This window comes from Streptomyces sp. NPDC058001 (assembly GCF_042886315.1).
In the GTDB taxonomy this organism is placed as follows: domain Bacteria; phylum Actinomycetota; class Actinomycetes; order Streptomycetales; family Streptomycetaceae; genus Streptomyces.
In genome coordinates, this window is the sequence record NZ_JBHVQT010000008.1 from 114,854 (window position 1) to 138,247 (window position 23,394).

The following is a 23,394-nucleotide window of genomic DNA, read 5'->3' on the forward strand; positions in this document are numbered from 1 at the left end:
GATTCTCGGCCACGGCATGGCCATTTCTTTGCCTGTCATATACATGCAACGCCTACAGTGACCGCCGCCCGCAGGGGTGGACCAGACCATTCCCTGGGCACGTCGACATCGGGGAGACAGTCACTTGGAACCCGGAAGATCCGGAAAGTCCGGAAGAAGAAGACCGTATCCGCGCCTCCTGGCCCTGGCCGCCTGTGCCGCGCTCGCCGGCGGGCTGCTCCAGGCCACACCCGCCACCGCCGGGCCCCGGCCGAACCCGGACCCCACCTCCGCCCGTAGTGAGACGGCACCCCGGCCGGACGGCCGCGTCACCGACAACCCGGACGGCAAGCTCGGGAAGGGCTGGAAAACCTCCGACGACCGGGCCGTCACCGCAGTCGCCGACACCGCGGGGCTGCGCATCCTGGTCGCGGACAGCGCGAAGGCGTACGCGTGGAAGACCGCCGCCACACTGGCCGAGCCGGGCATGCCCGCCGACTCGTGGATCGGCAACGCCTGCGTCATGGACCACTCCCATGCCGCCGTCGCCTATGCGCCGAGAAGCTTCACCAACAAGCCGGATCTGATGCAGGGCGGCGCGTTCACCGCCGTCGTGGACCTCGACAGCGGCCGGGTGACGAAGCTCCCGTTCACCGCGTCGCTGGCCTACTTCGACCCGACCTGCAACCCCCAACTGCACACGGCCGCGTTCACCGCGTTCCGGGGTATGAACGACGTCCGCACCATGAAGACCCGCCTGGTCACCGTGGACACGGCCGGGAAGACGACCGGTACGGCCGCGCTCGACGGTGAGATCACCAGCGCGGTACCGGTCAAGGACGGCACGGTCGCCGGACGCGGACACGACCTGATCCACATCGCTCGCTCGGGCAAGGTCAAGAAGCTGGCGGGCGCGGACAGTGTCCCGTTCGACATCAGGCCCGCCGCCCACGGACAGATCGCCTTTGTCGACCGCGAGGGCAACTCCACAGCGCACGCCAAGGTGTTCAGCGGACACGGCGAGCCCACCGTCCTGGCCTCCGGCAAGCTCGGTGACCTGGACCTCGCCCAGGGCACGGCGGGCCGCGTGTTCCTCACCGGCCATCCCGTCGGCAACCCCGGCACCGGCGGCCTCCGCACCGACGGAACCGGCGTCACCGTACTCACCAACGCACCCGCCGACACGACGGTCTCCACCCACGGCCGCCTCGCCGTCGACCCGGTGCTCTCCCCCGGTGTGAAGGCGGGCCTGGAGCGGATCAAGAACTCGGGCCAAGGCTTCACCAAGCAGGAGCCCGCCGCGCAGCCGAACACCCCGGATCCGGCGGACACCCCGATGACCGTCACCTCCACGGCCACCGCCACCGCGCGGAAACTCACCCAGACCGTCTCACCGGCCGTCGCCCAAGCCCCGGCATCCCCCTCGTCGTCCACCCTGTCCCCCGCACTCACCGACAGCGACACGGGCAAATCAGCGAGCACCGGAACGAAGGCCCAGCTCAACCGCACCGCATCGGCCACCGCCGTCTCCACCACCCCCACCGACCCCGACCGCTGGTGCTCCGTCTCCCGCAACGACGTGAACGCCCAGGCACTCCAGCCCACGCCCAACCAGGTCGAGTGGGCGGTGGACATGGCCGTACGCGGCCAGCTCCGCTCCAACTGGATCCGGCAGGGCGGATACCGCAGTCAGACGGGGTTGGGCACCATCGACCCTCAAGGACTGTTCCCCCAGCCGACGTTGATCGGCGGCGGGCGCATCCCCGCGAATGTACTGCTCGGCGTCCTCGCGCAGGAGTCGAACCTGTGGCAGGCCGAGTCCGGTGCGATTCCGGGGCAGATGGGCAGCCCGCTGGCGGCCGTCGACGGCTACTACGGCCATGACGCGGGCGGTTCGACCACCGACTACTGGAAGATCCACTGGGACGACTCGGACTGCGGCTACGGCGTCGGCCAGATCACCGACGGCATGCGCCTGGCCGGGCACGAGAAGCCGAACGAGACCAGTCTGCCCGCCGACAAGCAGAAGGCCGTCGCGGTCGACTACGCGGTGAACATCGCCGCGTCCGTGCAGATCCTCGCCGACAAGTGGAACGAGGTGCACACCGCCGGGCAGGAGGTCACCGTCAACGACGACGACCCGTCGCGGGTGGAGAACTGGTTCACCGCCGTGTGGAACTACAACCTCGGCTTCAACCCCCCGACCCCGCACTCCAGCGGCCCGTGGGGTCTCGGCTGGTACAACAACCCGGCCAACCCGATCTACAAGAAGAGCTGGGGCCACCCCTTCATGGACACCAGCGTCGACCCCGACGCGAACCATGACGCCGCCCACCCGCAGGACTGGCCGTACGAGGAGAAGGTGATGGGCTGGTCCGCCTGGTCCATCGACACCGGGTTCTCGTACAGCAGCGACGGCCGCCAGGACTGGCAGGGCGAATCCGGGTTCTCCTCGGCCGGCTTCTACCCGGCGTGGTGGGTCAACAACGCCCAGCGCAGCCAGGTCTCACCGCCGCTGGACACGTTCTGCAACACGTACAACAACTGCGACTCGACCAACCCGCCGGACTGCCAGACCGAGGCGTGTTACGCGCAGTACTGGTGGCACATATCGAACGCCACCTGGAAGGCCGACTGCGCCACCGACTGCGGCCACGAGAACATCAAGTACGCGACACTCCGCGCCGAACCCGGCCGTGGCTACCGGCTGAAGAACGGCGAACCGGTCTGCTCCGGCGCACCGACCGGCTCCCATGTCGTCGCCTCGGTGCCCAACGGGACCGAGTCATGGAGCGACTGCGGCCAGGTCACGTCGTCGGGCAGCTTCGAGTTCGGCTTCAACGCCGACTCGGACAACCAGTACGAGGCCAAGGCGGACCTGCATCAGATCGGCGGTGGCTACGGCGGCCACTTCTGGTACACCCACAGCCGCGACGACTCCCACCTCGGCGGCCCGTCCGGCGCCATGACCGTCACCGGTACCTGGACCCTCGGTCAAAGCCTGGGCTGGGCACGGGTGTTCGTGCATCTGCCGGACACGGGGGCCCATACCCAGCAGGCCCACTACGTGGTGAAGGGCGTCGAGGGCGGCGACCGTGACCGCTACATCAACACCCACTACGGCAAGAGCACATGGGCCGAACTCGGTGTCTACCACTTCACCGGCACACCCCGCGTGGAGCTGTCGAACACCACCGACGACGGCACCGCCGACGAGGACATCGCGTTCACGTCGGTCGCCTTCCAGGAACTCCCGGGCAAGCCACAGCACATGGTCGTCGCAATGGGCGACTCGTACTCCTCCGGCGAAGGCGCCGGGAGCTACTCGCCCGAGTCCGACCGCAGCCACGGCACCACGCAGTGGAACGCCTGCCGTCGCAGCGCCAACGCGTGGAACCGCAAAATACTCCTGCCGTTCCAGGCGACACCCCTCGGTGACCTCTCCGACGCGCACTCCACGGTCGCCGATCTACAGAACGTCACCTGCTCCGGAGCCGCCACCTGGCACGTACGGGGCAAGGACATCGCCAACGGAGACACCGAGGTACAACCCGCCGCCTGGGACGATCCGAGCAAACCGCAGGCTCAGGGGCAGTTCCACGAAATCGCGCAGATCAACTCCGGCGTCCTCAGCCGAGACACCACCCTGGTGATGCTCACCATCGGCGGGAACGACGGCGGGAACTTCACCAACGCCATCACTCACTGCTATCTCATCGGCGTATGCGACAAGGACGACTACACCGCCAAGACGGACACAGCCGTCGAAGCGACCGGGAGACTCATCGGCGAGATCCGCCAGAAGGCTCCCAACGCGCAGATCGTTCTCATGGGCTACCCGCACCTCGTCGCCGACCAGCCGTGCCTGACAGCCGACTTCGACACACTCAACGCCCTGGCCGACGACCTGCGTGACAAGCAGAAAGCCAAGGTCACGGCGCTGAAGAACAGCGGGGTCAAGGTGGCGTTCGCCGACCCGACCAGCGCCTTCCACGGTCACGGGATCTGTGACAGCGACGAATGGATCAACCGCATCGTGGCAGGCCCGAACGGCGACGGCGACTACCACTCGGGAGACCCGGAGAATCCGGTTCCGTGCATTCCCGTGGTCGGGGTCTGCGCCAGCCTCGAATCGTTCCACCCCAAGAACCGGGGCACCACGGCCTACTCTGCTGTGATGGACCAGACCCTCGCCGATATCGGCTACCAGGGCAGCTAGTGGCACGCGCATCCAGTTCGACGCCGGTCGCGGGGCGGGGTTCCCGCGCCGTGACCGGCGGCTGCCTGACCGTGCTGACCGTCCTGATCCTCGCGCTCGGCTCCGTCCTCGCCTGGATGGCATACGCGTCCCACCGGGCCGATACGGGCAATACGGACCGCCGCGAGGAGGCACAGGCGGTGGTCGAACAGAAGGCCCGCCGCGCCGCGTCCGTGACCGTCCGGGCGCTGACCACGGCCCAGGGAGACGTCAGCCGTGAAGCGGCGGAAGACATCGTCCTGCGCCATGCGAAAGACCCCGACCTCGGCCGGGGCACGGTGGCGGCGAAGGTGACGTACGCCAAGACCCCGGAACGGCTGACCGCCGTCGCGCTGTTCGCCGACGGGTACGAAGTCCGGCCCGCCGTGTGGGGACCGGTCCGCATCGAGTCGGCGACCCGCTGCTACGCCCTGGCCTTCCAGCGCGACAGCGGCACATGGCACGCGAAGGTGACCCCTCAGCCGGAAGCGGCCTGTACGCGGAGGCAGCCGATCACCGCCGCGGCCCAGGCGGCTCAGGAAGCGTTGCGCGCCATCACCCGGACATCGGTGAACCGCGCACAGGTCCAGACCCTCCTCGAACCACTCGACGGAGCCACCTACGAAGTGACCACCGTGACCGGCCGGAACCACACGGTCACCGTCACCGCCCTCGTACACACCACCGGAGACCAGCAGTGCTACCGGTTCGTCCGGCGCACCGACTCCGCAGGCGAAGACGCCGTCACCACCACTCCGATCGCCGCCGCGCACTGCGCCGACTGAACTGGACAGGGCGCGGTGGTGGGTGCTCGTGCGTCCCGGGTGTCTCCGTGCCCCCGTCCCGCACTTGGGCAGCAACTCAGCACTCTTACGGGGGACTTACGCGGCGGTCCGCACTCCCTACCATGTTTCTCATCCTCCCGCCCCAGGCCATTGCAGATGGGATTTCTGTACCGGCGGTTATGGGAATCGTCCGGCGCATCGGTGGTCCGTCGTGTGTCCGTGGTGTGTCGGTGGTGGGAGATCCGAACCGCGGAAGAGAGTGGGTGTCCGAAATGCAGTTCACCAACGGGATGCGGGCGAGCGAGATCCCCGTGGAGCGGTGGGTCAAGAGCGCCGCGAGCGCCGGAATCGGCGAGTGCGTCGAAGTCGCGCTGGTCCCGGGGGGCGGGGTCGCGGTGCGCAACTCCCGGTTCCCCGACGGCGCCGCGCTGTTGTTCACCAAGGCCGAGATGACGGCGTTCGTCGCCGGTGCGGGTGCGGGCGAATTCGACGAGCTGGTGGCCCGCAGCGCCTGAGATCCAGGGCTCGGCCACGTACAACGGCCGGGCCCTGGCCATAGGTTGATCTGGCGGACATGCGCTCTCCAGGCTGAAATACTGGTGTGGTTCTGTCCAGTCCCGCTAGGAGTTCGCATGTCCGCTGACAACCAGCAACCCTGGGAATCGTCGGAGCCCATCCCGTTACGCGCCGAACCGGAGAGCCGCACCCTGCCGGCGCGACAACTGGGGGATCTGCTGCGGCAGTGGCGCACGGAGCGGAACCTGTCGTTGAGGGAGGCGGCGCCCTTCATCCGGGGCTCGGTCTCCAAGATCAGCCGCTTGGAGCGTGGCGAGTACTCCCTGCCGAAGGAGCGGGACGTATGGGATCTCGTCCGGGGGTACGGGGTCCCCGAGTCCGAGCACGACGACGTGCATGAACTGCTGCGCCAGACACGTCTGGAGCGGAAGGGATTGCGCTACAGCGATGTGACACCCGGCTATCTGCGCCGTCTCGTGTCCTTGGAGGCGTCGGCCACCAGGATCCTGACGTACCAGAGCCATGTGGTTCCCGGGCTTCTCCAGATCAGGGACTACGCCCGGCTACTCGTCAAGGCGGCCATGCCGGACGCCGATTCCGTGACGATCGAACGGCATGTGCGGGACCGCCTGGTGCGGGCCGAACTCTTCGATGACGCGCAGCGCCCGGAGGTCGTCGTGGTGATCGACGAGTCGGTGCTGCGGCGGAACATGGGCGACCCGGCCATGATGTGCGAACAGCTCAAGCATCTCCGGCGCGCCGCCGACGAAGAGACATCGCATGTGAGCATCCACATCATCCCGTTCGACGGGGACGGCGCGAGTCGGGCACCGAGCTTCCCCCTGACCCATCTGCACCTCGCGGACGGCGGCCCGACCGAGGTCGTCTACGTGGAACACATGGAGAGTGCCGAGTACATCACCCATCCGAAGAAGCTCGCCCAGTACCGGACGGTGGTGACCGAGCTGATGGGACACGCCTTGTCACGGTCGGAGAGCATCGCGTTCCTCGACGACATGATCCAGAGGTACGAGGAGAAGCACCGGCGCCCCTAGAAACGACGATCAGGGCATGCGCCCGACGCCGCCCCATTCCACCCAGTCGTCGTCGCGCTGACGGGGGACGACCTCGTTGTCCGGGCGCCAGTCGGTCACGTCGCGCAGGCCCGGTTCGATGATGTCAAGGCCGTCGAGATAGCCACGGACCTCGTGTTCCTCGCGTACGCGGCCCCAGTTGTCGTGGGTCGCGTCCTTCATGAGCGCGGTGACACGGGTGCGTACGTCCTCGTGCTCGCTGACCAACTGGCAGATCACCAGCAGGCTTCCGGGCTCAAGCCTGGCCTTGACCCGCTCGATCAGGGGCTGGACGTCGTCGTCCTTCAGACAGTGCATGACGGAGACGAACAGCGCGGCCGTCGGCTCACCCGCGCGGATCAGCCGGACCACATCGGGGTGCTCGAAGATGGTCGCCGTGTCCCGCATGTCGGCCTGCACGATCGCCGTACGGTCGTTCTCCACGAGGCGCGTACGTCCATGGGCGAGGACGATCGGGTCGTTGTCGACGTAGACCACGCGGGCCTCGGGGTCGATCCGCTGGGCGACCTCGTGGACGTTGTCCCGCGTGGGCAGACCTGACCCGTGGTCGAGGAACTGCCGGATGCCGTAGTCCTCGGCGAGGACGCGGACCACACGGCGCAGGAACGCGCGGTTGTTCTGCGCCAGCGCCTTGGTGCTGGGGGCGATCTTCAACAGGTCCTGGCAGGCGGCCTGATCGACTTCGTAGTTGTCGATGCCGTCCAGGAGCCAGTCGTACATACGGGCCACGCTGGGTGTGTTCAGGTCGATCGAGTGAGAAAGGGGTTGATCCCCGTGGTCCATCCGTCCCCCTCTGTCCCCAGGCAGGGGCAGCGACCGGTGAACTACCCATCGTAGAGGGGCAGTTGCGGGGCCCGCCAGGCGCGGGTGATCACCAGATCGAGTGAGCGCCGCACGCCGGGAGCGGTCAGGACCATACGCGGTGAGAAATACGAACCGGCGCACAACGGAGCGAAACGCACTCAACGGGTGGATCGGTCGGGGCAGGCATCCTCCGCCGCGCAATGCGGGGGGTGCGCGGCGGTGCGTCGCGCCACCGCGAGATGAGCCTTCACGGTCAGCGGATCTCGACCCAGGAGATAGGCGACGGTGTCCGTCGGCAGGCCCAAACCGCAATGCAGCACCATGAGTTCATGCGGGGGCGCACCCGGCAGGACACGCGCCACCGCGTGACGGGCTATGGCCCGCTGAAGAAGTTCCCAGGCCATCGCGGGCGCCCGGGGACTGCTCAACGCCCGTGGCCAGTCCGACGCGAGGTCCGCGAACGCCGCCTCGACCGCCTCGCGGGCCACGGAGAGCCGGCCCAGACGGGTCTGGGCGTAGCGGACGTAGGGCAGGTGGGCCTGGTCGTAGAAGACCATGAAGTCGAGTCGGCGGGCCCCGGGAGGCAACCACGCGAAACGGGGCGAGGGCGGTAAGTGGTCCGGGCGCGCCACGCGTTCTCCCGACGCCATGGCTCACGCCCGACCGGTGGGCCGCGTACCGCCCGTACCGGACGACGGCCCGCCGGACGACGGCCCGCCGGACGGTGGCGCGTGGGCAGGGAGCGCGTCGGGCGATGCCGCTGCCCGGGAGCCGCTGTTCGGCGGGGGTACGGAGTGCCAGGCGGACGGATGCCACTGGGTGGGGCGGCGCTGCCCGATCAGGGCCAGCAGGACGGTGTCGTTCCACCGGCACCGTGCCGCCTGCACGCTCACGTCGGCGGCGTCCGCGATGGACGTCCAGTCCGTGCCCCGCTGCCGGGCGTCGTGCACGGCAGCCCCGACATAGCCCGTCACCGTCAGATCGATGAGGCGGGCGCACTCCAGCAGGGAGGCGAGGGGTGCGCGGCGGCCTTCCAGTTCCGCGAGGCGGGCGGAAAGCGCGCGCAGTTCGCCGGCCAGGTCCGCCCCTTGCGGAAGGGTCAGAGCGGTGGCGCTGCTCCGTTCCTGTTCACGACGGCGCTGCGCGCGCCGCCGGCAGGTCTTGTCGCAGTACTCCCGGCGCCGTCCCGGACCGGTCTTGCGCTGTAACGGGCTGCCGCAGAAGCCGCAGTCCGTCGCACAGTCGGTACTCACCATCGCCATTTCCCCCAGGTTCCACAGGTCCCACAGAGACACTCCAGGCACCGAACCGCCGTACGGCGGCGAGGTGGCCGGCTGAGGGGCCAGGGGGCGGAGCCCGCCTGGCCCGTACGACATCAGCGCCGACGGCACCTGCAACGGGGGGCGGCGAGGCCGCTCACCACGGTGATCAACGTGGCCATCGCACCCGCGAGGGCGACGACCTCGACCACCATGTCCAGCGCGTCCGCACCGCACAGCCGGACCGTGACGACCACGCTCACGCACGCGACGGCCAGCATTCCTGATGTGGTCCAAACCAACCGCGCGGTTTGATGCCATGAGTGCTGCGGGATACTGCCTTTACGGGACGCCGAGATCCGGTTGAGGACCTCCCGGCGAAACGGGTCAGGCATTGAATTCTCCTTGCTTGATCGACGGCCCCTGGGCGCTCCACCGCCCCGGGGCCGCCTTGCTGAATGAATGTCGCGCCCCCATCTCAAGAGGCCGACGCCAGCAGAATGTACCCCCGAATCGCGAGCAATAGCGATTCTCAAATCGTTTTGCAAATTCGCGCATTATGGGAATGCCGCTGAAAGGCTCATCCGCTTGTCGAAGTCAACGCGGCACGCGCGACACCCGGCCGTTAATCCGACTGCCCGCGTCGATGAATGACCGAACTTGAACGCATTCCGACGCTATCTGTTCGCCGGTGGTGACCTATGGCAGCCTCGGGGTCGAATGATCGGCAAGAACATGACAGTCACCCCACAGGGCGAGGGTATTGTCATTCGCCCAAATGGATGAAGATCGACAATGAGGGCGACGCAGATATATGCGCCACCCTCATCATCACCAGGAGATACCTGGAGCTAATACGCGTATGCAAATGCTCCGAGCCGGATCATCGGGAAGTTCCGGAGCCTTTGACGGCACCCGCCGCGAAAGCCAGGAACGGCACGGCGGCGAGTACGACGCTCACGGTCAGACTGCCTCCGGTGACCAGCGTGAAGTGGGACAGGACCAGCCACAGACCGGCCAGCAACCCCAGGACCGCGAGCACGGGTGCGACGCGGGTCTGCCAGGTCCGGCCCGCCGCGGCGCCGGAGTTACGGGCGAAGAAGACCACCACGGCGACCGAGGTGGTGAGCATGAGCAGCACCATGCCGACCGTCGCGACGCCGGCGAGTGACCCGAAGACACCGACCAGCGGATCCAGGCCGATCACGGCACACGCCACCACCAGGACCAGTGCGGTCGTGGTCTGGACGACCGAGGAGAAGGACGGCGCGTGATGGCGCGGATGGACCTCGCCGAGACGCGACGGCATCAACTCCTTGCGGGCCAGCGTGAAGGTGTAGCGCGCGATGACGTTGTGGAAGGACAGCACACAGGCGAACAGGCTGCTGAGCAGCAGGACTTGCATGACATCGCGCAGGGCGGTGCCGACGTACGTCTGCGCGGTGTCGATGAGCCAGTTGCCTTCGCCGTCGAGGGTGCGCTGCGCGACGGCGGACGCTTCCCCGGTGCCCGCGGCCAGGACGAGCGCCCAGCAGGACACGGTGTAGAAGACGCCGATGATCAGGACGGCGAGGTAGGTGGCGCGCGGGATGGTCCGGTCGGGATCGCGGGCCTCGTCGCGGAACACGGCGGTCGCCTCGAAGCCGATGAACCCGGTGAGCGCGAACAGGACGGCGATGCCGAGGGGTCCGGAGAGGGCCGCGTCCGGGGTGAAGGACTCGACGTTGATGCCGTGGGCGCCGCCCCGGGCGAAGATCACCGCGTCCATCACGACGACCACGGCGATCTCCAGGACGAGTGCCACTCCGAGCACCTTGGAGCTGAGTTCGATGTGCCGGTAGCCGAGGAGGGCGACGATGCCGAGCGCGAGGAGCGCCCACACCCACCACGGTGTCGACGGGCCGCCGAAGGACCGTATGAAGTCGTCCACGGCCCAGCCGAGATAGCCGTAGACGGCCACCTGGATCGCGGTGTACGCGACAAGTGCGACGGCGGCCGTGCCCACCCCCACGCGCCCGCCCAGGCCACGGGTCGCGTAGGCGTAGAACGCGCCCGCCTCCGGCACATGCGGGGTCATCGTGACGAAGCCGACCGCGAAGACCAGCAGGATCAGGGACGCCAGGGCGAACCCGACCGGGGCACCGGCGCCCGGTCCGCTGCCGACAGCGAGCGGGACATTGCCGCCGATGACGGTGAGCGGGGCCGCCGCGGCGATGACCATGAACACGATGGCGCCGGTGCCGAGCCGCCCCGAGAGGTTCGTGGGACTGCGGTGACCTGCGGGTTCTTCCGTGGAGAGATCATTGAGCATGGGAGTCCTCGGGGGCGGGGAGGGGCGGGGACGCGTAGAGCTGTGGCCTGCGGTCGGTCAGATATGGATTGGCCGCGCGGGCTTCCCGGACCGTGAGCGGGTCGACGGTCGCGTGGATGAGGTGGTTGCCGTGCTCGACGCTGTCGAGAACGGCGCCCGACGGTGCGACGACGGAGCTGCGGCCGACGTAGCGCAGTGAGTCCTCGGCGCCGTCGTGGTTGACGTAGAGGATGTAGATCTGGTTCTCCCACGCGCGCACCCTGATGAGGTGCTCGGCGACGAAAGCGTACGGCTCCATCTGCGCGGTGGGAACGGCGACCAGGTCCGCCCCGGCGAGTGCCGCTGCCCGCACGTTCTCGGGAAACTCCACGTCGTAGCAGATCAGGAGGGCGATACGGACGCCCGCGTGGTCGACGAGTGTGGTCAGGCGGTCACCCGGTGTGAAGTACGCGCGGTCCAGGTCGCCGAAGAGGTGTGTCTTGCGGTGCCGGGCGAGGACCTCGCCGTCCGGGTCGATGAAGAAGGCACTGTTGTAGTAGGCGCCGCCGTCGTGTTCCGGTGCGCCGACGACGAGGGCGATGCCGTGGGTGCGGGCGATGTCCCGGGCTGGTGACAGCAGGTCCGTGCGCGCCAGGTCGTGGACGGCGTCGCCGATGTCGTATCCGGTCAGGAACAGTTCCGTGGTGACCAGCAGATCGGCGCCTCCGGCTCGGGCGCGGCGGGCCGCCTCGTCCAGTTCTTGGAGGTTGGCGGGGACGTCTCCGGGGGTTCCGGCCGTCTGGAGTCCTGCGATCTTCATGCCGGGGGCTTCCTGGTCGCGGGCGGTGCTGTGGTGTGTGTGGCGGTGCCGTGCTGTGTGGTGCCGTGCTGTCGGGTGCTGTGGTGCTCGTGGTGTGGTGGGAGCATGGAAACATGCTCAGTTTGATCAGGTAAATGGCCACGCGGGTTTCGATCGAGTAAATCCGTCATGTGTCCACGAGTGCGGGCGACCCGCTCGGCCCGGTGCATACCCTGGCGTGATGGCCCCCGAGGACGCCGTAGCCGGCACACCGAACCCCCTGACCACCAGTGCCCTCGCGGCGATCCGCCGTACCAGCGCCGTGGACACGGTCCGGGCGCGGATCTCGCTCGCGGTGGACCTCGGGCTGCTCGCTCCGGGTGAGCGGCTGCCGAACATCCAGGCCACGGCGGCGGCGCTGGGCGTCGGGGAGATCACCGTACGGCGCGCGTTCGCCGCGCTTGAGCAGGAGGGTGTCGTACAGCGCAGGCCCGGCAGGTCCGGCGGTACCTTCGTCGCCGACCGGCCGCACCGGCACACGGTCAGCCAGGTCGCCGCGTATCAGGAGGACAGCGAGCGGGTGCACCGGCTGATCGATGAGCGCGGGGTTCTGGAGGCCGGTTTCGCGCACCTCGCGGCCGACCGGACCGATGCGGCCGTACTCGATCAACTCGACGCGCACATCGCGGAGATGGACACGGCCGGGAGCTGGGCCGAGTTCCACGCGGCGGACAAGCGGTTCCACCTGGAACTCGTGCGCGCGGCCGGGGTGCCGTCCGCGCTGGAGATGTACCAGCGCGTGACGAAGGAGCTGTACCTGTACTTCCTTCCGTACCCGATGAGTTACCTGCGGGACAGCAACGACGAGCACCGGCGGATCCGCGCGGCGCTCGCCTCACACGACGGCGCGCTGGCGGCACGGCTGGCCCATGACCATGTGGCCGCCCTGCACCGGACGATGTACGTGGGCCTCACGGCGTCGGGCGACCGGGCGGAGGCCGATCAGGGCCAGGATCAGGCGCAGGATCGGGACCAGGCGCCGGGCGGGGCGGAGCCCGGCGCCTGACCGGGGCACACCACTCGATCAGGTGGCACGCTCGGCGTGTCTATGAGCCGTCCACGACGCGTCGGCGCCGAACTGCCGTAATCCTGGCCCGGATTGTATTTCGTCAGCGGACTCCCAGGGCGGTACGGCCGACCTTGAGTGCCGCAGCGGTGTCGACGGCGCGCCGGGCCTGATAGCGGGCGGCCTGCAAAGCGACCTCGCCGGGCGCCTCTTCACCGGCCACATGTGAAGTCCCGTACGGATTGCCCGACTTGAATTGGATGGGATCGGTGTAGCCGGGCGGCACGATGATGCCGCCCCAGTGATAAAAGGTGTTGGCCAGCGCCAGGAGGGTGGACTCCTGTCCGCCGTGGAGGGTGTTGCTCGCGGTGAAGGCCGAGTACACCTTGTCCGCGAGCCCGCCCTGGAACCACAGGCCGCCGAGGGTGTCGATGAACGCCCTGAGCTGACTGGCCGGGTTGCCGAAACGGGTGGGGGTGCCGAACAGCACCGCGTCGGCCCAGCCCAGGTCGTCACCGGTGGCCTCGGCCACGTCGGCGGTGTCCTGGAGGTGTCGGCTCCAGTCCGCTTTGGCGCTGATCGCCTCCGGCGGGGCGGTTTCGGCGACCTTGCGCAGTCGCACGTTCGCGCCGGCCTTCTCCGCTCCCTCGGCGGCGGCTCGCGCCAGGGCGTGCACGTTGCCGGTGGCGCTGTAGTAGATGATCGCGAGGTTCACGGATTCCATGATCGGTTTCCTCTTTCGCCGGTTCTGTCGTCGGGTTCTGCCGCCGGGTTCTGCCCGGCTCAGCGTTACGACGAGGCGGCATCGCCGGATGTGAGGTGCGGCGCCGACCTCACAGTCCGGTGCGATGTCTCGTCGGACACGGTGAGGACAACCGCGAGACCGCACGCGAGTACGGACGCGAGCAAGGAGCCGACACCATGACCACCCGATCCGAGCCGGGAGATGGCGTGTCCGTACCGGGAGACGGCGCATCCGATCCGGGCCTGCGCGCGATCATGAGCGAACGGCGGCACCTGCTCAATCTCGCCTACCGGCTCCTCGGCTCCCTGGCCGACGCCGAAGACGTCGTACAGGAGACCTACGCCCGCTGGTACACGATGTCCCGGCCGCAGCGGGAAGCCATCGCGTCCCCCGGCGGCTGGCTGACGACGGTCGCCGGCCGTATCTGCCTCGACCTGCTCCGCTCGGCACGGGCCCGGCGGGAGCGCTATGTGGGCGAGTGGATTCCGGAGCCGCTGCCGGATCGCGCGGAGTGGATCGACGGGGCGTCGGGCGGCGGTACGGACGATCCCGCCGACCGGGTCACCCTGGACGAGTCGGTCAACATGGCCCTCCTCGTCGTACTCGACTCGATGACCCCGGCCGAGCGCGTCGCGTTCATCCTGCACGATGTGTTCCGCTACTCGTTCGCCGAAGTGGCCGAGATCGTCGGCCGGACCCCTGCGGCATGCCGCCAGTTGGCCACGTCGGCCCGCCGTCGTGTTCGGGCCTCGCAGGCTCCCGCGATCGCGACCCCGGCAGCCCAACGCGCGCACATCGTCCGGGACTTCAAGGATGCGTGGGAGGCCAAGGACATCGACGCGCTCATCGGCCTCCTCGACCCCGACGCCCGGACCGTCGCCGACGGCGGCGGCCTTGTCAGCGCCCAACTCCGCCCGGTCCAGGGCCGGGAGCAGATCGCGCGCGTCCTCGTGGATCTCGCCGCCGGAGCACCCGACATGACGATCCTGGAGCACACGGTGAACGGTCAGCCCGGTCTGGTGACTCAGCAGGGCGGGGTCACCGTGACGGTCATGGCGTTCGACATCGCGGACGGCCGGATCAAGCACATCTGGTCGGTCCGGAACCCGGAGAAGCTCCGGCGGTGGACGGGACAGTGACAGTGTCTCCGTCGGCTTCGGAGAACGGCTGGGTGCTCCGAATTCCAGGGCGCGATACGGGAGGTGATACGGAGGGCGATACGGAAGGCGTACGGGCCCTTCGGTACCGAGCCCCTCGGCAGCGGCCCCTTCGGCGTCCTGCGGGACGGCGGTCGGCCAGGGGTCTCGGGTGCCCCGTCCCTCGTACGCGCCGGAGGTGGGCGGCCCGAGCACACCGCTGCGGGGAGTCCTACGGCGAGGAGGAGGAGCGGGAGCACGGCGAGGTGTCCGGCTGGGGCGAAGCCCTGGACGGCGAGGGCGGTGAGGGCCGGGACGCAGGCGCCGAGGCCGCAGACGAGCAGTACCGGGGACCACCATCCTCTGGCACCGGCCCCCACCGGAAGGCGGCGGAGCGGGCGCTGCACCCGGGTGAGGCAGAGGACGACCGCGGCGAGCACGACGCTCAGGAGCGCGATCCACACGACGCGCTGAACCCACCACTGCGAGGTGCCGATGACCGTCTGGGGCAGCAGACGGGTCGGGTAGAAGGCGACGGCCACCACGATCACCGGAACCATGTGCCACAGATAGACGGTCATGACCCCCTTGTTGAGACGGGTGACCCGGGCCCACAACCGGGGGCGCGTGAGCAGCCGTTGCAGCGCGGGCTCGGCCATCAGCAGCAGTCCGATCTGCGTGGCGGCGAACGCGAGGAGGGCGATCGAGGGCGGCGACGTGTTCCCGACGCGGGTGCCCGCACCGATCATGTCGACGGGGAAGGGTCCCCAGCCCAGGAGCGCGACCAGCAGGACGAAACCGGTCGCGGCCATCACCCGGCACCGCCACCTGGGGGTGGTGAGTGAGCCGTCCTGCCAGGCGAATCCCCACTGGTGCATACAGCCCCACACCAGCAGGTAGTTCAGGAAACCGATCAGCGGGAGCCGGGGGCCGAGTACGAGGATGTCCACGCCGGCCGCCACCAGCGCCATGACCACAGGCACCCGCAGGCCCCACCGCCGGTGTGCGGCGTGCAGCGGCGGCGTCAGCGCGATCAGCAGCACATAGAGGGGCAGGAACCACAGGTGCAGGGCCACCAGCCAGCCGGCTCGGGCCAGCGTGGTGGGGTCCGCGCCCGCGCGCTGGGCGACGACGGCGGCGACCGCGCACACCGCCACGTAGAACACCGTAGGCCACAGCAACCGGATCGCCCGGCCCCGTACCCAGCACCACCAGTCCTCACCTTTCGCTCGGCGGGCCGTCCAGGAGACGGCGTTGGCGTATCCGCCGACGAGGAAGAAGACCGGCATGACCTGCAACAACAGCGTCAGCCAGCGGGCCCAGCCGACATAGTCGAGGGCATCGAGGCCGGAGAGTGTCCCACCCTGATAGGTGACGTCGACCAGCAGCCAGTGGCCCAGCACCACGGCACCGATCGCGCACACGCGGAGCAGGTCGGCACAACGATTCCGTTCTGCCCTCACACCTTCGACACACCTTCGACGGTCGCGAGGAATCCGCCCGAACACACACACACCGTCCGGGGCCCCTTCTCGCCCGCCCGTACGGTGATCAGGGCCCCGGACTCAGCCGGTCATGGTCCTCCGGTCACGGCTGACGGCCCCGGTCATGGTTGTTTCGGAGGGCCTGGACTTGCCGCTCGGAGCACACCGAGCCGGGTCCGGTACTCCTCTTCGTCGATCTCCCCACGGGCGAAGCGTTCGCCGAGCAGACTCTCGGACGACGGCGCGACGGAGGCGTTCGAGTGCCGGGAGACGCGGTTGAGCATGCGCACCAGCAGCAGGATGACGGTGATGAGCAGGGCCCAGAACAGCACCGCGCTGATCGACATCGCCACCAAGCCCCACACGTGCACGCCAGGCATGCCACGGTGATGCCGGTAAAACATCGCGGGTCACTTCCTCTGACCGCGTGGAAGGGTGTGGACCCTGTCGCCCGCGCCGTTTTCCTTCTCCATTGTCACTCGCCACCGGCCCCCGAACCAGCCTCCCGGGCGACCGGTCGGCGCGGGAAGGGGCGGCAAGGGGGCGGCAAGGGGGCGGCAAGGGGCGGTCAGCGGGTCGGTGTCCCGGGTCCGACCGAGGAGTACAGCATCTGCCCTTTGCCGAGCGGCTGTTCCTTGAGGTCGCCGCGCCACAGCAGCAGGCCGTGCCGCCGCTCCCAGCGGGCCGCCACGCCGGTTCGCACCAGCCACTCGGCGGCCAGCGGCAGCGGGTACAGGACCGCCCACGGGGACCAGAAGAGGGCCAGGCCCAGCGACGGCACGAGAAATATGAGGAGGATCTGCACATCGACAAGGTGCCGGCGCACGGTGTCGTCGCGGGGCAGGACCGCTTCGGGGTCGTTCAGCGGCACCGCCGCCTCGAACATCCGCAGCTCGCTGAGGTGCGGGAGCCGTGAAACCCCGAGGAGCCCCCCGAGCGCGCAGGAGCCGACCAGGAAGAGCAGGACCCACCGGCCACCGTCGTCGTCCGCCGCCGGAAACCCCCGTACGACGAAGGCCACCACCGCGCTGATGGCCGAGGCGCACACCGCCATGGTGACGCCCACGACGTAATGGTGGACATATCTCACCATCGAATCCCCCCGAATTCGGATCCCCCGTTGCCGCGAGACCGTATGTCACGCTCGCCCGGCCGAGCACACCGGCGGCCTGAACGCCCGGTGAACGCTGAGGAATCCGTCGGGCGGTCCACTCAACTCTCAGCCCGGCAGCGGCTGTTCGGCCCAGATCGTCTTGCCGATGGCGTGGTGACGGCACCCCCAGCGCTGGGCGATCTGGGCGACGAGGAGCAGACCGCGGCCACCCTCGTCATAGGCGCGGGCGCGCCGCAGATGCGGGGAGGTGTTGCTCGCGTCGGACACCTCGCAGATCAGGGTGCCGTTATGGATGAGGCGGAGCCGGATCGGCGGCGAGCCGTGGCGTACGGCGTTGGTGACCAGCTCACTGACGATGAGTTCGGTGGTGAACACCAGGTCCTCCCCGCCCCAGCGGGCGAGTTGATCGGCCACCTCACTGCGGGCGACGGCGACCGCCGCGGGATCGGCGGGGATGTCCCAGTCCCGGACCCGCGACGCGTCCAGCGCACGGGTACGGGCCAACAGCAGGGCCACGTCGTCGCGTACGCCGCCCGCGACGGGAACCAGTTCGCGCAGGACGGACCGGCAGAGGCTGTCCACCGACTCGTCATGCGCCCCGCCCAGCGCGCGGGCCAGCAGCACGCGGCCCTCGTCGATGTCGCGCGTACGGCTCTCCACCAGGCCGTCCGTGTACAGGGCCAGCAGTGTGCCCTCGGGCACCTTGCGTTCGACCAACTCGAAGGGCAGGCCGCCCACGCCCAGCGGCGGCCCGGGGGCCAGGTCGTCGATGAAACTGACGGTGCCGTCGGGCAGTACGAGTGCGGGCGGCGGGTGACCGGCACTGGCCATCGAGCAGATCCGGGAGACGGGATCGTAGACCGCGTACAGGCAGGTCGCGCCGACGCCGCCGGTGAGGGCACCGCCGTCCGACTCCTCCTGTGACAGCCGGATCACCAGGTCGTCCAGGTGCGTGAGCAGGTCGTCCGGCGGCAGGTCGACATCGGCCAGGGTGCCCACGGCGGTACGCAGCCGTCCCATGGTCGCGGACGCCTGGATACCGTGGCCGACCACGTCTCCGACGACCAGCGCGACGCGCAGGCCGGACAGCGGGATGACGTCGAACCAGTCGCCGCCGACCCCGTCGTGCAGCGCCGCCGGCAGATACCCCGAGGCGGCCTCCATGGCGGCGGGTCTCGGCAACGACCCTGGCAGCAGGCTGCGTTGCAGGGCCAGGGCGGTCTCGCGCTCGCGGGTGAAACGGCGTGCGTTGTCGACGCACACGGCGGCCCGCGCGGTGATCTCCTCGGCGAGCAGCAGGTCGTCGGGGACATACGCCTCGGTCTGTCGGAGGCGGTAGAAGACGGCGACGCCGAGTGTCGTCCCGCGCGCCTGGACGGGGACGGCCATGATCGAACGCATCCCGTACTTGCGTGCCCGCCGACCGCGCGGTGTTGCCTCCGGGGGCCATCCTCGCGCCCTGCTCTCGGACTCCGAAATGATCAGTGCCCGGCCGAGCGCGAGACAGACGGCGTGCGGTGACGACGGCTCGTAGACGGCGGCCTCGCCCGGTTCGACCACCGCTTCGGGGCAGCCCTCGTTGACCGAGTTGTGCGCCGCGCGGATCAGCACGAGGTCACCGCCCTCGGGCGGCTCGGGGATCGGCCGGAGCGCGCCCCTGGGTGCGTCCCAGGGAGTGTCCAGCAGATCGACCGTGACGAAGTCGGCGAGTTCCGGCACACAGACGTCGGCCAGTTCCTCCGCGGTACGGGTGATGTCGAGGGTGGTGCCGATGCGCACGCTCGCCTCGTTGACGAGCGACAGGCGCCGTCGGCCGAGGTCCCGCTCGGTGATGTCGTGGGCGGTCAGACACACGCCCCGCACGGTGCCTACGTCGTCGATCAGCGGCGTCATATGGGCCGACCAGGCGTGATCCCGGAACTCTCCGCCCGTCCGCATGTATGTCTCGATGTGCTCACGCCGACCGGTGCGCACCACCTCCAGCATGTCGCGCTCCAGGTCGATGCTCGCGGGTTTGCCGCCGATCTCCGACAGACGCAGGCCGCGTATCTCCTCTTCGGGCAGTCCGATGACGTCGACCATGGCGTCGTTGAGGGTGATCAACCGCAGTCTGGTGTCGTAGATCGCGGTCGGGCACGGCGACTGCGTGAACTCCCATGTCGCCACGTCCTCGCGCCGCAGTGCGGGCTCGCCCTGCGGCAGGCGGCAGACCAGCAGCCAGTCGCTGTCCGGTGCTTTGTCCGGGTCCATCATGTGGGCCAGGATCCGTACCGGAAGGACTCCGCCGTCCCGGTGTCGCAGCGTGAGCGTGCCGTGCCAGCGGGTGGACCCGGGCAGAGGCAGCGAGGCGGACTGAGGTCCGGCGAGGAACGCCGTCGCGGGCCGTCCGAGCGCCTGGTCAGGGGTATGGCCCAGCAGCTGACGGGCCCCTTCGTTCCAGGCGGTCACGGTGCCGTTCGGGTCGACCTCCGCGTAGGCGGTGGCGGCCTCCTCGAACGGGTCGTCGTCCAGCCTCCGCGTTTCGTCACCCCGTTGCTGTGCCATGTACGCCACCTTCATCGCGCAGAGCCACAGATGGTCACCTCATCACTCTCTGTCTCTTCGAGTCTCCGTCTCTTTGTCTCTTTTTCAACGCTACGCCGCCCGGTAGTACGCGGCCCGCCCCAGGGCTCCCGGGCAGGAGCAATTTTTCACATAGGCAGGCTGCCTGCTAATCTTTGTCAGGCAGCCTGCCCACCTCCACCGTGACCTCCCCAGCGGGCCCGCCCCGTCACAGCCAAGCTTGAGTGGTAGTACGGGAGCGAATGCCGGTCAGATCGCCGGTCGGTCAGATCTCGGAGTCCGCCAGGCGGTTCATGATCTCCGCGGCCCTGTCGAGCGTCCGGCGCTCGCTGCCCCGGAGCGTGGAACCGATCACGTCGGACAGCCATGCCTCCCGCGCCGCCGGGATCCGCTCGCACAGCGCCTGCCCGGCCGGGGTCGCGCTCACCAGGGACTTGCGCCCGTCGTTCGGGTCCTTGGCGGTGCTGACCAACCCACCGGTCCGTAGCGCGGCCAGCGTCTCCGCCATCGACTGCCGCCGTACGTGCTCGGCCTGGGCGAGTTCGGTGGCGGTCGCCGGACCGTCCTTCACGATCCGGTGCAGCGTGGTCAGATGCGACCAGTTCCACGGCAGGTCATCGATCGGGGCCTCCCTGCGCAACCGCGCCCGCAGCCGTGTCATGGCCCGCATCAGCTGCGCCGCCGTGTCCTCCGGCGAAACCGGTTCGCTACTCACGGGACCAGAATATGACAGGGCACAGGCACCCTGACCTGTCCGTTCCGGCGACTCACTGTGGGTTCCCCTGGGGGTCCGCCGCGCCACGTAGCCGGTAGGCCCGCTGTCGGCAGGCGCGGGAACAGTACGTACGGGGTCGGCCCGCGGGATTGCGGTCTACGGGGTTTCCGCACACCTCGCACCCTTTAACGTCACGCGTTTCGTCACGCACTTCTGTGGGGTCGCCTACGGGAATGAGGGCCGCGACCCCGTCGAGCACCCGTTGCAGGCCGAACTCGAAGGGGTCGAGCGGGGCGTCGTAGGCGCCCTCCTCGTACAGCCTGACCAAGGTGGGGTACCGGTCGTCCAGTTGGGCGAAGAGCGAGTCGCGCTGCCCCCACCACTCGTCGTCACCGACCCCGGTACGCCGCTCCGTGCGCGCCGTCGCCGCCGCCTGCCGGGCGACGCCGTCGACGAACTCGCCGACCAGGGTCACCGCCGCGACCACCTGCGCCGGCGGCAGGCCGGTGCGGGCCACGATGCTCAGCGCGTGCTCGAAGTAGGCCATGGCATGCGGCCCCGGCACCTGCCGGTCGTCCCCCAGCTCCGCCAGCCAGGGGTGCCGCCGCTGGAGGGCGATCCCGGCGCGGGCCCATGCCTCCAGGTCCGCGCGCCATCCCGCCGACGCCGGACCGTCGGCCGCGACGGGCGGGGCCGATACGGCGGACGGGCCCTGTCCGGCAGGCGGACCCGGCGGGGCGAGTTCGGCCAGGACCGCGTCGCGCATGAGGGCCAACAGCTCGGCCTTTCCGGGCACATGCCGGTACAGCGCCATCGTGGTGAAGCCGAGCCGCTCGGCCAGGCGCCGCATCGACACCGCGCTCAGCCCTTCCGCGTCGGCGAGTTCGACGGCGGAGCGCACGATCCGCTCCAGGTTGAGGCCGTGCCGGGGCCCGGTTCCCCACAGCAGCTCGGTACTGCGTTCCGGATTCGACATGACGCGACCTCCTTTCGCTGTGTACGTTGTCTACCAGATGTGTACGGCGTACACCCGTACAGGTATACACCCATGCCAGACAGGGGGCTTTTGATGATCTTCGTCGATCCGTCGGGCGACGACACGGGACCGGGCACCGTCGAGCGGCCGTTCGCCACGCTCCAGCGGGCCCGTGACGCGGCCAGGCCGGGAACGGTGGTCACGCTCAGGGCCGGTACGTACCGCCTGACCGACACGTTCCTGCTCACCGCCGCGCACTCCGGCGTCGTGTACCAGGCGCAGAGCTACGGCACCCCGGACCAGGAGGAGGTGGTGATCAGCGGCGGTCGCGAGATCACGGACTGGACCGCGTCCGACGACGGCACTCGCCAGGGCACGCATCACGGCACCCATCACGGCGGCATCCATCGCGCCGAGACACCCGGCCCCGCGCCCCGCCAGCTCTACGCCCACGGACACCGCGTCGAGCGCGCGGCTCTGCCCCTCGACGGTCACGCCCTGGTCCGTACGGCCGACGGGTACACCACGAAGGGGGCCGGACCTCAACTCTGGCTGGGTGACGTCGAGTTCGTCTACCGGGGCGCCTATCCCTGGTCCGAGGGCCGCTGTCGGGTCGCGGCCGTTTCCGGTGACGCGGACACGACCACCATCACCATGGCCGCTCCGGCCTTCGAGCAGGCCACCCGCCTGTATCACTCCATCCTCACCTGGGAGGGCCCCGGCGCCGGAGAGTCCTACGGGGTCGACTCCCCCACCTCCGCGGAGAACAGCCCGGCATTCCTCACCGAAGGCACCTTCGCCACGGTCGGCACCGTGCTGCACTACCGGCCGCGCGGGGCCGAGCCCCCGGCCGGCGTGGTCGCGCCGGTGCTGGAGACACTGCTGCACGCCCAAGGTGTCCACAACATCACCTTCCGGGGAATCACCTTCGCCGATGCCACCTGGCTCCGGCCCAGCACCCCTCAGGGCTTCCTCCACTACCACGGCAACGGCTACTACGACGGTGGCGGCATGGAGACGGTCACCTTCGCCGAGGGACAGGGGCAGGTGACGGTCCCCGGCGACAACGCGAGCATGCCCGGCAACCTGATCTTCGAGGACACCTCCCGGGTCACCTTGGAGAGCTGCCGCTTCGTCCGACTGGGCGCGGTCGCCGTGGAGTTCCGTGGCAAGGGCGCCGACAACACGGTCCGCGACAGCGAGATCACCGAGGTCGCCGGCGGCGGCTTGGTCATCGGCGAGGGGGCACGCGACCACCACGTCGAGAACAACCACATCCACCACATCGGCCTCGACTACCGCGGCTCCCCGGCGATCCTGGTGACCGGCACACGGGACACCGTCATCGCCCACAACCAGGTCAACGACGTGCCGCACGCGGGCATCGTGGTCTACGAGGGGCGCGGCACACAGGTGGTGAACAACCTGGTCCACGACACGATGCGGGTACTCGCGGACGGCGGCGGCATCTACGTCTCCGGCCCCCAGGGCGACTCCCACGCCAACGGCGCGCTGATCCGCGGGAATGTCGTACGCGACACGATCACCCCGTACAACTTCGGCCTCTACACGGACTACGGCGCCGCCTATGTCACCGTCGAGGCCAATGTCGTGCACCGCGCCGACGCTCCGGTGGTCCTGACGGTCTGGCCGCCCCTGGAACACGTCGTCTTCCTCGGCAATGTGTGGGACGCCGACCCGGGCGAGGCACCCGACGGTGTGGTCCTCAAGGACAACACCACCCTGCCGGCCGCGTCCTTCGCCACCGACCCGAGGGCCGTCGCCATCACGGAGGCAGCGGGCCGCCGCCCGCCCCGCCCTCGCTGAGCAACC

20 protein-coding genes are annotated in these 23,394 nt (G+C 69.3%); 7 read left to right on the top strand and 13 right to left on the bottom strand.

Annotation, left to right across the window (positions count from 1 at the left end):
• The first annotated feature begins 124 nt into the window (after positions 1-124).
• The 4 genes from ACFVT5_RS20945 to ACFVT5_RS20960 all read left to right on the top strand — a co-directional run bounded on the left by ACFVT5_RS20945 (position 125) and on the right by ACFVT5_RS20960 (position 6,572).
• Complete coding sequence (locus tag ACFVT5_RS20945) at positions 125-4,198, top strand: SGNH/GDSL hydrolase family protein (protein WP_389889778.1); 4,074 nt, start codon at positions 125-127, stop codon at positions 4,196-4,198.
• Positions 4,198-5,001 carry a hypothetical protein gene (locus ACFVT5_RS20950; protein ID WP_389889781.1) on the top strand — a complete coding sequence of 268 codons (804 nt, stop codon included), beginning with the start codon at positions 4,198-4,200 and terminating at the stop codon, positions 4,999-5,001. Before ACFVT5_RS20945 ends, ACFVT5_RS20950 begins: the two co-directional genes overlap by 1 nt.
• A gap of 272 nt (positions 5,002-5,273) precedes the next feature.
• Positions 5,274-5,516 (top strand): DUF397 domain-containing protein, encoded by a 243-nt coding sequence (locus tag ACFVT5_RS20955; RefSeq protein ID WP_389890716.1) that lies wholly within the window; start codon positions 5,274-5,276, stop codon positions 5,514-5,516.
• A gap of 117 nt (positions 5,517-5,633) precedes the next feature.
• Positions 5,634-6,572, top strand: coding sequence for a helix-turn-helix domain-containing protein (locus ACFVT5_RS20960; protein ID WP_389889784.1), 939 nt, complete (start codon positions 5,634-5,636; stop codon positions 6,570-6,572).
• Positions 6,573-6,581: 9 nt separating this feature from the next.
• Here the strand turns inward: ACFVT5_RS20960 and ACFVT5_RS20965 are convergent, their stop codons facing one another.
• The 6 genes from ACFVT5_RS20965 to ACFVT5_RS20990 all read right to left on the bottom strand — a co-directional run bounded on the left by ACFVT5_RS20965 (position 6,582) and on the right by ACFVT5_RS20990 (position 11,784).
• Positions 6,582-7,394, bottom strand: coding sequence for an SAM-dependent methyltransferase (locus ACFVT5_RS20965; protein ID WP_389889787.1), 813 nt, complete (start codon positions 7,392-7,394; stop codon positions 6,582-6,584).
• A 179-nt stretch (positions 7,395-7,573) separates the two neighbouring features.
• On the bottom strand, positions 7,574-8,047 hold the full coding sequence (locus tag ACFVT5_RS20970) for a hypothetical protein (protein WP_389889790.1): 474 nt from the start codon (positions 8,045-8,047) through the stop codon (positions 7,574-7,576).
• 21 nt (positions 8,048-8,068) lie between these two features.
• A complete protein-coding gene (locus tag ACFVT5_RS20975) occupies positions 8,069-8,677 on the bottom strand; it encodes a hypothetical protein (RefSeq protein ID WP_389889793.1) in 609 nt (202 codons plus the stop codon).
• Between the two features lie 113 nt (positions 8,678-8,790).
• Positions 8,791-9,069 (bottom strand): hypothetical protein, encoded by a 279-nt coding sequence (locus tag ACFVT5_RS20980; protein ID WP_389889795.1) that lies wholly within the window; start codon positions 9,067-9,069, stop codon positions 8,791-8,793.
• A 488-nt stretch (positions 9,070-9,557) separates the two neighbouring features.
• The gene (locus tag ACFVT5_RS20985; RefSeq protein ID WP_389889798.1) at positions 9,558-10,985 is read right to left on the bottom strand and encodes an APC family permease; all 1,428 of its coding nucleotides are present in this window, start codon (positions 10,983-10,985) and stop codon (positions 9,558-9,560) included.
• Positions 10,975-11,784, bottom strand: a complete 810-nt coding sequence (locus tag ACFVT5_RS20990) for a carbon-nitrogen hydrolase family protein (protein WP_389889801.1) — start codon at positions 11,782-11,784, stop codon at positions 10,975-10,977. Before ACFVT5_RS20990 ends, ACFVT5_RS20985 begins: the two co-directional genes overlap by 11 nt.
• 220 nt (positions 11,785-12,004) lie before the next feature.
• On the opposite strand from ACFVT5_RS20990, the gene ACFVT5_RS20995 reads away from it, so the two are divergent.
• On the top strand, positions 12,005-12,829 hold the full coding sequence (locus tag ACFVT5_RS20995) for a FadR/GntR family transcriptional regulator (RefSeq protein ID WP_389889804.1): 825 nt from the start codon (positions 12,005-12,007) through the stop codon (positions 12,827-12,829).
• 103 nt (positions 12,830-12,932) lie between these two features.
• On the opposite strand, the gene wrbA is transcribed toward ACFVT5_RS20995, so the two are convergent.
• Positions 12,933-13,553, bottom strand: a complete 621-nt coding sequence (gene wrbA / locus ACFVT5_RS21000; protein WP_389889807.1) for an NAD(P)H:quinone oxidoreductase — start codon at positions 13,551-13,553, stop codon at positions 12,933-12,935.
• Between the two features lie 197 nt (positions 13,554-13,750).
• Here wrbA and sigJ point away from each other — a divergent pair, with 197 nt between their 5' ends.
• Positions 13,751-14,713: an RNA polymerase sigma factor SigJ gene (gene sigJ / locus ACFVT5_RS21005; protein WP_389889810.1), complete on the top strand. Its 963-nt coding sequence runs from the start codon at positions 13,751-13,753 to the stop codon at positions 14,711-14,713.
• Here sigJ and ACFVT5_RS21010 read toward each other — a convergent pair.
• The 6 genes from ACFVT5_RS21010 to ACFVT5_RS21035 all read right to left on the bottom strand — a co-directional run bounded on the left by ACFVT5_RS21010 (position 14,599) and on the right by ACFVT5_RS21035 (position 21,561).
• Entirely contained in the window at positions 14,599-16,173 is a 1,575-nt protein-coding gene (locus tag ACFVT5_RS21010; RefSeq protein WP_389889813.1) for an acyltransferase, read from the bottom strand. The two genes, sigJ and ACFVT5_RS21010, sit on opposite strands and share 115 nt — an antisense overlap.
• Positions 16,174-16,316: 143 nt before the next feature.
• On the bottom strand, positions 16,317-16,574 hold the full coding sequence (locus tag ACFVT5_RS21015; protein WP_389889816.1) for an SHOCT domain-containing protein: 258 nt from the start codon (positions 16,572-16,574) through the stop codon (positions 16,317-16,319).
• A 188-nt stretch (positions 16,575-16,762) separates the two neighbouring features.
• Positions 16,763-17,260, bottom strand: coding sequence for a hypothetical protein (locus tag ACFVT5_RS21020; protein WP_389889819.1), 498 nt, complete (start codon positions 17,258-17,260; stop codon positions 16,763-16,765).
• A 153-nt stretch (positions 17,261-17,413) separates the two neighbouring features.
• A complete protein-coding gene (locus tag ACFVT5_RS21025) occupies positions 17,414-19,852 on the bottom strand; it encodes a SpoIIE family protein phosphatase (protein WP_389889822.1) in 2,439 nt (812 codons plus the stop codon).
• Between the two features lie 283 nt (positions 19,853-20,135).
• Entirely contained in the window at positions 20,136-20,585 is a 450-nt protein-coding gene (locus tag ACFVT5_RS21030; RefSeq protein WP_389889825.1) for a MarR family winged helix-turn-helix transcriptional regulator, read from the bottom strand.
• A 52-nt stretch (positions 20,586-20,637) separates the two neighbouring features.
• A complete protein-coding gene (locus ACFVT5_RS21035) occupies positions 20,638-21,561 on the bottom strand; it encodes a TetR/AcrR family transcriptional regulator (RefSeq protein WP_389889828.1) in 924 nt (307 codons plus the stop codon).
• A gap of 93 nt (positions 21,562-21,654) precedes the next feature.
• Between ACFVT5_RS21035 and ACFVT5_RS21040 the strand changes: the two genes are divergently transcribed.
• Positions 21,655-23,388, top strand: coding sequence for a right-handed parallel beta-helix repeat-containing protein (locus tag ACFVT5_RS21040; RefSeq protein WP_389889831.1), 1,734 nt, complete (start codon positions 21,655-21,657; stop codon positions 23,386-23,388).
• Positions 23,389-23,394: the final 6 nt, after the last annotated feature.